The organism is Variovorax sp. 770b2, assembly GCF_900115685.1.
GTDB lineage: Bacteria > Pseudomonadota > Gammaproteobacteria > Burkholderiales > Burkholderiaceae_C > Variovorax.
Map to the genome: position 1 here is coordinate 987,045 of NZ_FOXJ01000001.1, position 12,319 is coordinate 999,363.

Annotated in this window: 11 protein-coding genes and 1 pseudogene; 5 read left to right on the forward strand and 7 right to left on the reverse strand. The window is 66.5% G+C overall.

The features are described from left to right. The first annotated feature begins 4 nt into the window (after positions 1–4). Positions 5–787 carry a 3-hydroxybutyrate dehydrogenase gene (locus BM133_RS04460; RefSeq protein WP_093431923.1) on the forward strand — a complete coding sequence of 261 codons (783 nt, stop codon included), beginning with the start codon at positions 5–7 and terminating at the stop codon, positions 785–787. 118 nt (positions 788–905) lie between these two features. Here the strand turns inward: BM133_RS04460 and BM133_RS04465 are convergent, their stop codons facing one another. Next, positions 906–1,862: a bifunctional helix-turn-helix transcriptional regulator/GNAT family N-acetyltransferase gene (locus BM133_RS04465; protein WP_371286306.1), complete on the reverse strand. Its 957-nt coding sequence runs from the start codon at positions 1,860–1,862 to the stop codon at positions 906–908. A 141-nt stretch (positions 1,863–2,003) separates the two neighbouring features. On the opposite strand from BM133_RS04465, the gene BM133_RS04470 reads away from it, so the two are divergent. Continuing rightward, positions 2,004–4,382, forward strand: coding sequence for a YgiQ family radical SAM protein (locus tag BM133_RS04470; RefSeq protein WP_093431926.1), 2,379 nt, complete (start codon positions 2,004–2,006; stop codon positions 4,380–4,382). Positions 4,383–4,404: 22 nt separating this feature from the next. On the opposite strand, the gene BM133_RS04475 is transcribed toward BM133_RS04470, so the two are convergent. From BM133_RS04475 to BM133_RS04490, 4 genes and pseudogenes are all read right to left on the reverse strand, one after another. Continuing rightward, complete coding sequence (locus BM133_RS04475) at positions 4,405–4,785, reverse strand: tautomerase family protein (protein ID WP_093431928.1); 381 nt, start codon at positions 4,783–4,785, stop codon at positions 4,405–4,407. A gap of 55 nt (positions 4,786–4,840) precedes the next feature. Beyond that, on the reverse strand, positions 4,841–5,401 hold the full coding sequence (locus BM133_RS35400) for a DUF1294 domain-containing protein (RefSeq protein WP_256219048.1): 561 nt from the start codon (positions 5,399–5,401) through the stop codon (positions 4,841–4,843). Positions 5,402–5,423: 22 nt separating this feature from the next. Next, positions 5,424–5,672, reverse strand: a complete 249-nt coding sequence (locus BM133_RS04485) for an IS66 family transposase zinc-finger binding domain-containing protein (protein ID WP_371286328.1) — start codon at positions 5,670–5,672, stop codon at positions 5,424–5,426. Positions 5,673–5,711: 39 nt separating this feature from the next. After that, positions 5,712–6,037 (reverse strand): annotated as a pseudogene (locus BM133_RS04490) (transposase); the annotation flags it as partial. 174 nt (positions 6,038–6,211) lie between these two features. Here BM133_RS04490 and BM133_RS04495 point away from each other — a divergent pair. From BM133_RS04495 to BM133_RS04505, 3 genes are all read left to right on the forward strand, one after another. Continuing rightward, positions 6,212–7,159, forward strand: a complete 948-nt coding sequence (locus BM133_RS04495; RefSeq protein WP_177224723.1) for a LysR family transcriptional regulator — start codon at positions 6,212–6,214, stop codon at positions 7,157–7,159. A gap of 95 nt (positions 7,160–7,254) precedes the next feature. After that, complete coding sequence (gene add / locus BM133_RS04500) at positions 7,255–8,355, forward strand: adenosine deaminase (protein WP_093431929.1); 1,101 nt, start codon at positions 7,255–7,257, stop codon at positions 8,353–8,355. Between the two features lie 43 nt (positions 8,356–8,398). Then, complete coding sequence (locus BM133_RS04505) at positions 8,399–9,406, forward strand: Bug family tripartite tricarboxylate transporter substrate binding protein (RefSeq protein ID WP_093431931.1); 1,008 nt, start codon at positions 8,399–8,401, stop codon at positions 9,404–9,406. Between the two features lie 445 nt (positions 9,407–9,851). Here BM133_RS04505 and BM133_RS04510 read toward each other — a convergent pair whose 3' ends face one another. Together BM133_RS04510 and BM133_RS04515 are read right to left on the reverse strand one after the other, a co-directional pair. Continuing rightward, positions 9,852–11,240 carry an NHL repeat-containing protein gene (locus BM133_RS04510; RefSeq protein WP_093431932.1) on the reverse strand — a complete coding sequence of 463 codons (1,389 nt, stop codon included), beginning with the start codon at positions 11,238–11,240 and terminating at the stop codon, positions 9,852–9,854. Positions 11,241–11,855: 615 nt separating this feature from the next. Further along, positions 11,856–12,041, reverse strand: coding sequence for a cold shock domain-containing protein (locus BM133_RS04515; protein WP_256219049.1), 186 nt, complete (start codon positions 12,039–12,041; stop codon positions 11,856–11,858). Between the last annotated feature and the right edge of the window lie 278 nt (positions 12,042–12,319).

Consider the following 12,319-nt stretch of genomic DNA (forward strand, 5'->3'; position numbering starts at 1 on the left):
CACCATGCAACTCAAGGACAAGGTCGCCTACATCACCGGCTCGGCCAGCGGCATCGGCAAGGAAATCGCCATCCTCTTCGCACAGGAAGGCGCCAGGATCATCATTGCCGACCTCAACAAGGAAGCGGCGGATGCCACCGCCGCTGAACTCAAGGCCACGGGCGCCGAGGCCATCGGCGTGGCCGTGGACGTGACCAACGAAGACCAGGTCAACGCCTCGGTCGAGGAGGGCGCCAAGGCCTTCGGCGGCATCGACATCCTGATCAGCAATGCCGGCATCCAGATCGTTCACCCGGTGGAAGAATTCAGCTTCGCCGACTGGAAGAAGATGCTCGCGATCCACCTGGACGGCGCATTCCTCACCACCAAGGCGTGCCTGAAGCACATGTATGCACAGGGCCGCGGCGGCAGCGTGATCTACATGGGCTCGGTGCACTCGAAGGAGGCGTCGCTGCTGAAGGCCCCCTACGTGACGGCCAAGCACGGCCTCATCGGCCTGGCCAAGACGGTCGCGAAAGAAGGCGCCAAGCACGGCGTGCGCGCCAACGTGATCTGCCCGGGCTTCGTGCGCACGCCGCTGGTCGAGAAGCAGATTCCGGAGCAAGCCAAGACGCTGGGCATCAGCGAAGAAGAAGTCATCAAGAACGTGATGCTCAAGGAAACGGTCGATGGCGAGTTCACCACCACGGAAGACGTGGCGCGCGTGGCGTTGTTGTTCGCAGGCTTCCCGACGAATGCGCTGACCGGCCAGTCGCTGGTGGTGAGCCACGGCTGGTTCATGCAGTAAGGATTTCTCTTTCTCTCCCCCTCTGGGGGAGAGCCGGGGTGGGGCACGACGGCGCCAATTTCCAACGCTCTGCCTGCCCCATCCCAACCTTCCCCGGGGGGAAGGAGCAAGACAGGGGTTACAGCCTCAGCTCCCAGGTCTCGCCCATGAGTTGCTTCCCATAGCTCTCGTGCAGTTCCGACCCGGTGAGCTGGAAGCCGCGCCTGGCATAGATGCTGCGCGCAGCCGTGAGGCCGCTGTTGGTCCACAGCACCATCTTCCTGTAGCCCTTCAGGCGCGCGAAGGCGATGCATTCGTCCACCAGCTTGCCGCCCAGGCCCAGCCCGCGCGCGGCCGGTGACAGGATCAGCAGGCGCAGTTGCGCCACGGCGGCCGACTTGCGTACCACGAAGATCGAGCCCATGCGCTCGCCGTTGAGTTCCGCGATCCAGCAGCGCTCCCATTCGGGCTGGAACTTCTGCAAGAACTCTCCCGCGATCTGCGCCACCAGCGCCTCGAAGCTGCTGTCCCAGCCGTACTCGCGCGCATAGATCTCGCCGTGCTGCTGCACGACCCAGCCGATGTCGCCGGGCGCGGGATCGCGCAGGACCGCGGCCTGGGGTTTAGGGGGCGGTGCCGCGGGGTCCAGCAGCGATTGCATCGTGCCCATGGCTTGCACCAGTTGCTGGCGCTGGGCCGGCGCCAGCGATCCGAGCAGCGCGGCGGCCTCGTCGCGCGATTTTTGTTGCAGCGGCGCGAATGCGGCGTGGCCGGCCTCGGTCAGGCGCAGCACGCTCTGGCGGGCGTCCCGCGCATGGGGCTCGCGGGTGAGCCAGCCCGCGGATTCGAAGCGGCGAAGGATGCGGCTCATGTAGCCCGCGTCCAGCCCCAGGTCCCGGCCGATCTCGCTGGCGACCGCCGTTTCGCGGTGTGCCAGCTCGTACAGGAGGCGCACGTCGGTCAGCGACATGTCGCTCCCAAGGTACGGATCGAGCGCGCCGATCTGGCGGGTATAGAAGCGGTTGAACTGCCGGATGGCCTTGACGGCTGCGGTGTCTACGGAGGGCGAGATGGCTGACATGGTTGCCATTGTCATTCGATTGGTTGACTTTGGCAATCAATTCAAGTCCGTGGCGAGGTCGGGTCGCAGGATGTTTGCCGCGACAGGGATGCTGGAAAACCCTAAAATCGAGGGTTGCCCACCACAGCGCCGCCGCAGCGCTGTTCACACCCACCGATGAACGCTCCCGTCGACGTCTCCTTCTTTGCCCGCGCCGCCAAGCCGCTGAACAGCTACCGCAAGTACTGGGCGGCCCGTTTCGGCACGGCCAAGTTCCTGCCGACCACGCGCAAGGAAATGGACGCTCTCGGCTGGGACAGCTGCGACATCATCGTGGTCACGGGCGACGCCTACGTCGACCACCCCAGCTTCGGCATGTCGGTGATCGGCCGCATGCTGGAGGCGCAGGGCTTTCGCGTGGGCATCATTGCCCAGCCCGACTGGCAGAGCGCCGAGCCCTTCAAGGCGCTGGGCAAACCGAACCTGTTCTTCGGCGTGACCGCCGGCAACATGGATTCGATGATCAACCGCTACACCGCGGACCGCAAGATCCGCAGCGACGACGCCTACACCCCCGGCGACATCGGCGGCTCGCGCCCCGACCGTGCGGCCATCGTGTATTCGCAGCGCTGCAAGGAAGCCTGGAACGACGTGCCGATCATCCTGGGCGGCATCGAAGGTTCGCTGCGCCGCATCGCGCACTACGACTACTGGTCGGACAAGGTGCGCCGCTCCATCGTCGTCGATTCGAAGTGCGACCTGCTGCTGTACGGCAACGCCGAGCGCGCCATCGTCGAGATCGCGCACCGCCTGGCCGCCAAGGAGCCGGTGCAGCAGATCACCGACGTGCGCGGCACCGCCTACGTGCGGCGCGAAACGCCCGAGGGCTGGTTCGAGATCAATTCCACCAGCGTGGACGAGCCGGGCCGCGTCGAGGCGCACGTCAATCCGTACCTGATGGTGTCGGACCAGGCCAAGGCCAACGGCGCCACCTGCGCGAAGGAAGACGAGGCGAAGGACGTGGCCAAGGCGGCGGAAGAAGCCGGCTCGCCCGCGGTCAATCCGGCGATCAAGCCGCTGACCTTCATGCCCAACCCGGCGCTGGTTTCGCGCACGAAGATCAAGGTGCCTCCGCGCGACCACTCGGTGATCCGCCTGCCTTCGTACGAACAGGTGCGCAGCGACCCGGTGCTCTACGCCCACGCCAACCGCGTGCTGCACCTGGAGACCAACCCCGGCAACGCCCGCTCACTCGTGCAGGCGCACGGCGAGGGCACCACGGCGCGCGACGTGTGGATCAACCCGCCGCCCATTCCGCTCACCACGGCCGAGATGGACCTCGTGTTCGACCTGCCGTATGCGCGCAGCCCGCATCCGCGCTACGCCGACGAGAACGGCAGCCACGACGGCGCGACCAAGATCCCCGCGTGGGAAATGATCCGCTTCAGCGTGAACATCATGCGCGGCTGCTTCGGTGGCTGCACCTTCTGCTCGATCACCGAGCACGAGGGCCGCATCATCCAGAGCCGCTCCGAGGAATCGATCATCAAGGAGGTCGAGGCCATCCGCGATTCGGTCAGCGGCTTCACCGGCACCATCTCCGACCTGGGCGGCCCCACGGCCAACATGTATCGCCTGGGCTGCAAAAGCCCCGAGATCGAATCGGCGTGCCGCAAGCCCAGCTGCGTGTACCCCGGCATCTGCCCGAACCTGGGCACCAACCACGATCCGCTCATCAAGATCTACCGCCGCGCGCGGGCGCTGCGCGGCATCAAGAAGATCCTGATCGGCTCGGGCCTGCGCTACGACCTGGCCGTGCAGTCGCCCGAGTACGTGAAGGAACTGGTGCAGCACCACGTGGGCGGTTATCTGAAGATCGCGCCCGAGCACACCGAGCAGGGCCCGCTCACCAAGATGATGAAGCCCGGCATCGGCAGCTACGACAAGTTCAAGCAGATGTTCGAGAAGTTCTCGGCCGAGGCGGGCAAGAAGCAGTACCTCATTCCGTACTTCATCGCCGCGCACCCGGGCACCAGCGACGAGGACATGATGAACCTCGCGATCTGGCTCAAGAAGAACGGTTTCCGCGCCGACCAGGTGCAAACGTTCTACCCGAGCCCGATGGCCACGGCCACGACGATGTACCACACCAACAAGAACCCGCTGCGCAAGATCACGCGCGAGAGCGAGACGGTGGACATCGTGCGCGGCGACAAGCGCCGCCGCCTGCACAAGGCGTTCCTGCGCTACCACGATGCCAACAACTGGCCGCTGCTGCGCGAAGCCTTGAAGACCATGGGCCGCGCCGACCTGATCGGCAACGGCAAGCACCACCTCATCCCGACGTGGCAGCCGCTGACCGACGGCGGCTACACGAGCGCGCGCCGCAAGAACTCGACCTCTGCGCCGGTCGCCGCCAAGGCCGCGGCGCCGGTCAGGCTCGCGCCCGTGAAGCCGTCGAAGGGCCGCATGCTCACGCAGCACACGGGCCTCCCACCGCGCGACAACGGCAGCGGCAAGCCGGCCAGCAAGCCTTCGTCACGCAAGGTGCGTTGACCGGACGCGTGGCGGGCGACCGCTACGCGTACTGCATCTCGCCGTTGCCGAAGGACCAGTTCTCCTTCACCACCTCCACCAGGCTGATGAACACGTCCTCGCGCCGGATGCCCAGCTTCTCGTGCAGGTCGTCGGCCACGCGCTTGTAGAAGGCCTTCTTCATCTCGATCGTGCGCCCCTGGTTCAGCGTGATCTGGATCAGCACGAAGCCTGGCGAATACGCGATGCCCAGATAGCTCGCCGGATGGACCAGCGCCCCTGCGGCGTGCCGCGTGATGACCTGGAACTTGTCGTCCTTCGGCACGTTGATGGTTTCCGTCATCGCCTGGTAGACCAGGTCGCCGATGGCGGGGCCCAGCGTTTGCGGCGAGGCATCGGACAGTTCGATTCGAACGAGTGGCATGGAAGGTTTCTCCTGGATGGGGACGGTTTCAGTCTAGGACCGCGCGCACCGGGCGTCAGGCCGCGTGCGAAATACCCCGCAGCCAGAACACCCAGGCCGCCACCGCCGCGCAGTGAAGCACGACCGTGGCGCGGTACACGATCAGAAAGCCCTGCTTGCCCGACTTGTGCCGCAGCAGCCGCTGCCCGGCCCATGCGCCCGGCCAGCCACCGATCAGCGCGAGCAGGTGCAAGGTGCTTTCCCTGGTGCGCCAGCGGCCGGTCTGTGCGGCGTTCTTGTCGAGGGCGTAGGCGAAGAAGGCCAAGAGGCTCAGACGCGGCACTGCGCCAAGAACCAGCAGCGGCAAGCGGCCGGACCAGACGGCCATTCCGAGTAGCACCCCGTAGGCCAGCAGGAAAAGTAGCCCCCACGAGGCCGGGGCCTCGGATGCGCTTGGGCGACGCGGCTTCGCACGTGTCGGTGTGGAGCGGCGACGGTTGTCCACCGGTGCAAGTTTCGGCAGGGCGCGCGAGGCATCGGCCGATGCCACCTGCACCGCCACGGCGCGCGGCCCCTTGCCGCCGACATGGATCTCGACGCCGGCGCGGCACAGGCCTTGAAACGCAATGATCGCCACTCTGTCGCTCCTCCGGTCTCGCTCACCAGCACGTGCGCGAGCAGTCCGCCTGCCATGCAGCGATCGATGGGCGAGTCGGTGCGGGCGCTTGCGAGATCGTGCTGCAACTCGCGCTCGCGAGCTTGGGGCGAACGTGGCGCACGACATGAAAGCTGCCCGGCTCGCAGTCGAGTACCTCCGAGACGTCCTGGCCGATCTCGCGCAGACCGTGACGGCAAGCTTCGCAGTTGCAATCACTTTGCGGGGAGTGGACCAGGGTGCGCCGCGGCAAGTGCTCCGCCAGGCCCCAGCCTTTGTTCTGCCCGAGGCTTGACGACTTGCGTGTGGGGTTGAGGATGATCGCAGCAGCCTGCCGACCGGCGATGGCCTCGTTGCACGCTTTGGTGTCATAGGCACCATCGGAGCTTACGGAATGCAGTTTTTCGTCCGCAGGAATCTGCGCCGGCAACGCCGGTAGCATCGGCGCATCGCCAATGGCGTTGTTCGTGATCTCGCTGGCACGAATTTCCAGAGTCTGTGCATCGATGCCCAAGTGCACCTCGCCGCTGCCCGCGGTATTCCGCTTTGTGCTTCTTCGTCTTCCACTCGCCTTCGCCCCAGCATCTTCGCGTCAGTGATGTCGATCAGCAGATGCACCCGCACGCTGATCAGCCCGCAGCGAGTCCACGAACAACCAGTTCGAGCACCCGAGTGCCCTCGGACGGATCCCATGCGAGGCCGACGACGCAGCACCGCGGGTCGCAGCTTGCCGGCAGAATCGGGCACCTCCCCGCGCTTCGAGCGGCCCCCCACTTCCTTCGCGTGAACATCGTGTCCCTCGAAATTGGCGAACATGACCGTCGGCTGGACGAATCGCTGCTGCGCTCGCTCCACGCCCTGCTGGCCGAAGCCAGCGTCTCGCAGGCTGCCGCAAAGCTGGGCGTTGCGCAGTCCGCGCTGAGCCGCCACCTCAAGGTATTGCGCCAGTTGACCGGCGACGAGTTGCTGATACGCGTGGGCAACCGAATGGTGCTGACCGACCGGGCGCAGGCCTTGGTCGCGCCCACCCGCCGCATCCTGGCCGACATGTCGCTGCTCACCTCCGAGGCCAATCCCATCGAACTACGTGAGATGCGCCAGAGCTTCCGCATCGCGACCTACGACTTCCTGCCGCGCCGGTTCTTCGCGGACATCGTCGAGCGGGTCGCCCGGCAGGCGCCCGAGTGCGACGTGGTGATCCGCGGCCTGGGCTCCCGGTTCGAGCACTACAGGCAGCTCGCGGACGGCGAGGTCGACATGGTCATCACCATCTGGCCCGAACTCCCGGACCATCTGCGCGCGGCAAGCTTGTTGACCGAGCCGATGGTGTGCCTGATGCGAAGGGACCATCCACTGGTGGGGAAGCCACTGACACTTGAGGACTATCGCCGGGCACGGCATCTCACCTCGTTGGAGCATGTGCCGGGGCAGGGCACCATCCTCGATGCGCAACTCGCTGAGCTGGGCGTATCGGTGCACACGGCCATGCGCACCCAGTTCCTGGGCATGGCGCCTGCCATCCTCGCACGCTCCGATCTCATCTTCTCCACCGGCCGGCTGCTGGCCGAGGACTTCGCCGAGCAATACCCGCTCGCGCTCGTGCCGTTCCCCGCCAAGATCAAGCCGCATCGCTACCGCCTGGTCTGGCACGAGCGCACGCACAAGAACCAAGCCATGAGCTGGATGCGCAGCGAGCTGATTGCCGCCGCGCGCGAACTCGCCCACCGGCCCAGGTCATGACAGTGGCGTCATAACCCGCTGCACACCGCAGTGCTGGGCACCGGCGACAGGCGTGGATAAGGTCGCGGCACACATTCCAACCGACGCTGCCGCCCATGTCCGCCCCTCTCTCCGACGCCGCCGTTCCGCACGCCGTTTCCGCCACGCCGCTTCCGCCCGAACTGTTCGCCTGTGTCGCTCGGCTTCCCAAGGTCGACCTGCACTTCCACATGGCAGGCACCCTGCGCCCGGCCACGCTTGCGCGGCTCGCTCGCAAATACGACCTGCCCCTGCCCCGGTCCGTCGAGACGCTGTACACCTACCGCGACTTCTACGACTTCATCGACGTGCTGCGCATCGCCGCGCAGGCCGTGCGCACCAGCGCCGACTTCGAATGCGTGGCCTACGAAGCCGTGGAGGACGCGGCGCGCAGCAGCAACGCGCGTCATGTCGAGATGTCCTTCAACCCGCAGTACTTCATGCCCACCTGCGTTCCTTACCGGGTACAGGTCGAGGGACTGACTTCGGGCCTGCGTGCAGCGCAACGCGACTTCGGCTGCTCCGGCCTGCTGATCGCCTCCTTCGACCGCGGCCTGCCGCTCGACAGTGCCGAGCGAGCCATGGACGACATCGTTGCCCTGCGCTCGGACCTGGTGGTCGGCGTAGGCCTGGACGGGCCCGAGCGCGAAGGCCCTCCCGCCAGGTTCGCGGCGCTCTTCCAGCGCGCCGGCGGCGCCGGCTTGCGCCGCACGGCCCACGTGTGCGAGGACAACCAGACGCTGGAGGAGGCACCGCCTTCCAATGTCGACGCGTGCATCGAGCACCTGGGCTGCGACCGGCTGGACCACGGCTACAACCTGCTCGCCAGCGAAGACGGGTTGCGCCGCGCGCGCGATCGCGGCGTGTACTTCTGCGTGTGCGGGGTCACGAGCGTGGTACGGCGCCAGCGCCAGCGCATCGAAGGCGTGAAGCGCATGGTCGACGCGGGCCTGCCCGTCACCCTCAACACCGACGACCCTGCGATGTTCCACACCGACCTCTCGCATTCCTACGCCACCGTGCTCGAAGGCTGCGGCTGGGGGTGGGCGCAGGCGCGCGCCTTCAGCCTGGCGGGCGTGGACGCGTGCTGGCTCGACGAATCGGCCAAGCGGGCCTTGCGCGCCGAGTTCGAGCGCGAGATCGCCCAGCTCGAAAGCACGCAGTCCGCGGCGCAATGACCTCCGCCTGAACCCATACACCAGCCGAAAACAAGGAACCGCAATGCGACCCGCAACTGCCATACGAACCTATCGCCGCCAATGGCTCGCGGCGCTCGCATTTGTCGCCCTCTCGGGGGCGGCGCCACCCGGCATGGCCGAAGGCGCGTGGCCCGCCCGTGCCATCACGCTCATCGTGCCTTACGGCGCCGGCGGCAACGTGGACGTGATGGCGCGGTGGATCGGGCCCGAACTGTCCACGCGCCTCGGGCAGCCGGTGGTCATCGAGAACGTCTCAGGCGCCGGCGGTGTCATCGGCACGGAAAAAGCCGTGCGCGCCAAGCCCGACGGCTACACCCTGCTGCTGTCGGTGGAAAGCACCATCGTCATCGCGAAGATGGTCACGCCTTCTACCGTCCGCTACGACGGGTTGGTCGATCTGATGCCCGTCACCCTGCTGGGTTCGCAGCCCCTGGCGCTGGTGGGCAAGCCCGCCATGCAGGCGAAGACCAGCGAGGCGCTCTACGCGGAGCTGAGGTCGGCGCCCGGCAAGTACAGCTACGCGAGTTCCGGCGTGGGAACCTCGCTGCACCTGGGCGGCGAACTGCTCAAACAGCAAGGCGGCATCGACATGGTTCATGTGCCCTATCGAACCGGCATGCAGATCGTGAACGATCTCAGCGGCAACCAACTGGACCTGGCCGTGCTGCCCTTGTCCATGGTGATGCAGCAGGCACGCGCAGGAAAGATGCGCGTGTACGGCGTGATGTCGGACAAGCCGTCCCCGGCCATGCCCGAGGCGCCACCGCTGGCCGGCGTGCCGGCTTGGCGCGGCGCGAACGTGTCAGTGTGGCAAGGTGTCTTCGCGCCCAAGGGCACGTCGCCGCAGATCGTCGAGCAGTTGAATACTGCGCTCGGCCAAGTGCTGGCGACCCCCAGCGTGCGAAGGAACTTCGAGGACGGCGGCGTCACGCCGATCGGTGCCGGGCCGCAGGAGTTCGCGGCGTTCCTGAAGAACGAGGAGAGCAAGTTCGGCGCGATCGTCGCCAAGGGAAGCATCAAGGCCGAGTAGCCAGGACAGGCCGAGGAACGATGAGCGCGTGACGACCAGACGCATATGCATCGTCATGGCGACGAGCCAGGCTGCCTCGCCAATGGCTGGCCTGTTGCTCTACCCCCGGTCGCACGTCGACGCAATACCTTCTGGGCTTCACCGGCCGCGGCGGCGGACACGTCCGGCAAGAACAACCTTCGCTCGGGCTCGCAACTACAAATTCTGGAGGCTCGGCGAGCTTGCCATGCCGTACTTGCCGGTGCGCTTATGTATGAAAAGCGACGGTCGCCCGCATCGAGGCGATTCCCTGAGCGGTTTGTTCTCCCTGGCCTCTACCGGCGCCAAATCACCGTCGAGAGGCAGTGTGCTTGTTCGACGTGAGCGCGGGGCGTCGCCGCCGGCGATGCGCTCGCGGCGGTGGGCATCGCCAGCCGCTGCCGTTGGTGGTCTTCGGCCGTGCCGCTCAGGGCGCGCCGACCGGTGCGATCTTGCGGATGCGGTTGCCCAGGGTATCGGCCACATAGACCGTGCCATCGGCGCCGACCGCCACGCCGGATGGTTCGCTGAACCTTGCCGCCGAGCCGATGCCGTTCTGCGAGCCCATCACGCCGGCCTGGCCTGCCACCGTGGAGACCACACCTTCGGGCGTGATCTTGCGAAGGATGCTGTTGCCCGTGTCGGCCACGTAGAGGTTGCCAGCGGGGTCGAAGGCCACGCCGCCCGGGCGCTGGAAGGTCGCGCTGGCGGCCGCGCCGTCCGCAGCGCCTGCTGCTCCCGAGCCCGCGAAGGTCGTGACCACGCCAGCTTGCGTCACCTTGCGGATCCGGTTGTTGTCGCTGTCGGCCACGAAGAGGTTGCCCGCGGCGTCGGCCGCGATGCCGTAGGGCCGCGCGAACGATGCGGCGGCGCCGGTGCCTTCGGCAAAGCCGAACCCGCCGGAGCCGGCCAGCGTGGTCACGTCGCCCGCCGGCGTGATCTTGCGGATGAGGGAGGTGTTGAGTTCTGCCAGGTAGATGTTGCCGGCACCGTCCAGCGTCATCGCGATCGGGCCGGTGAACGTGGCGTTCGCGGCATTGCCGTCGACCGAGCCGCCCGCACCGGTGCCCACGAACGTCGTCACGTCGGCCGCCGGGGTGATCTTGCGGATGCGGTTGCCGGAGAATTCCGCGACGTAGAGATCGCCCGAGGGCGCCAGCGCAATGGCAGCCAGGTTGTTGAACGAGGCGGCCGTGCCGTTGCCGTCGACCGTGGCGGTCGTGTTGTTGCCGGCAAAGGTGGTGACGTCGCCGTTGGCCGCGATCTTGCGCACGCGGTTGCGTGCAACGTCCGACACGATCAGTCCGCCGTTCTTGTCGATGACGATGCCGTAAGGATCGGCAAACGTCGCTGCGGTGCCGTTGCCGTCGAGCGCGCCGATGGCGCCGGATCCTGCGAGCGTCGACACCTGTCCCACGGCCGCCGAGCAGGCCACGGTCACGTCGCCGACATCGGCAGTGACGGTGCCGCTGCCCCTGGTCACGGCGCAGAACTGCCAGAAGGGCTGGGTGCGCACGCTGACAGCGTAGGTAGATCCTTCGGCGATCCCGGTCGCAAAGGTGAACTTGCCATCGGCCGTCAGCGTGAGGTCGTCACCCGCGTTGCTCTGCAGCACCAGATTGCCGACCAGGCCGGTCACCGTGCCGCTGACCGTGTGCTTGGCGACGACCGGGGTCACCACGGGTTGCACCGGCGCCGGTGCCGTGATCGGAAAGAAGCCGCTCCCGCCATTGCCGCCTCCGCCACAGGAAGCCAGCAATGCAATCGCTGCCGCCACGGCGCCGCGGCGCCCGTAGAAATTCATTTGACTTGTCATGATCCTCAGCCCTCGTTGAAGTTATTGATGCGCAAAAAAGAAACCTCTCGAGCCCGAAAGCTCAAGAGGTTTCTAATTGCAATTTATAGAAGTAAATGTATCCCGCCTATCCCTGAGATTAGGTATGTCGGGAATCGATCATGTTTTTTGCAAGCCAGCCAGTCGCTCGCCTCCATCGTCGAGGAAGCTCCCCCTCGTCGGTTGGGCTGCGCGCCGAGGACGGGCGAGGTTTCTTGCCGGCCGCGCGTTCTTGGAAGCAGGTTTTGGCGTCTTTCCGGGCGATCGACTCGCCAGCGCGTCGCGAGGCTTCCCGACGCCCGTCGGCGATTCGATGCAGTTCCTCTCTGCCGCCGAACTACCAGGCCAGCTTGAACACTGTGATCGCGGCCAACTGGCAGTAGCGATGCAGGGGCATAGCGGTCGGGAGCGCGGTGGGTGTCTGCTCCTGCCGCCGAGTGTCCGGCGTCGGCGGGGGCGCGGGCGCTGCCTTCTGAGGCAGAGGCTCTGCGCTTGCGTCTGCTTCCCGCATTTGCGCGGCTGGTTTTTTGGGCCCCGCGGCAGGCACGCCTTCAGAGGAGGGCGTCCTCAGTCGAAGAATCGATCTCGTCTGCGCGCTCATGCAGTCTTGCGTTCCTCGGAGGAGCCCTCCTCGAAGCTCAGTGCCATGCCCACCTGCGGCAACACCCGTCGGTCGCTGAAATCGCGCAGGTGCACGAACACATCGGCCGGCACGTCGGGACTGCGGATGAAGCCGAAGCCGCGCTCGGCCTCCCAGCGAACGAGTCGACCTTGGCGTTTCATGTCTGGAGGCGGGCTGGGGGAGGGCACATGGCTGCGATTCTCCCTTGCCCTTTTTCTTGCCCCTGATGGACCCGGCCCCTATCATCGGCCGCTCATGCACCTGCACCACTCTCCCCCTCCGTCGACCTGCCGCTGACGCGCGCCTCGTGCCGCGCTCAGACCTGCAAGTGGTCGCCGTCGTTCGCCTCCTTCACGAGGCCGGATGACGGCCGGATGGTCATGCCCACCCTCGACAACCAAAGAGCGGCGGGCGTCATGGAGAGTTTCAAACAATGAAC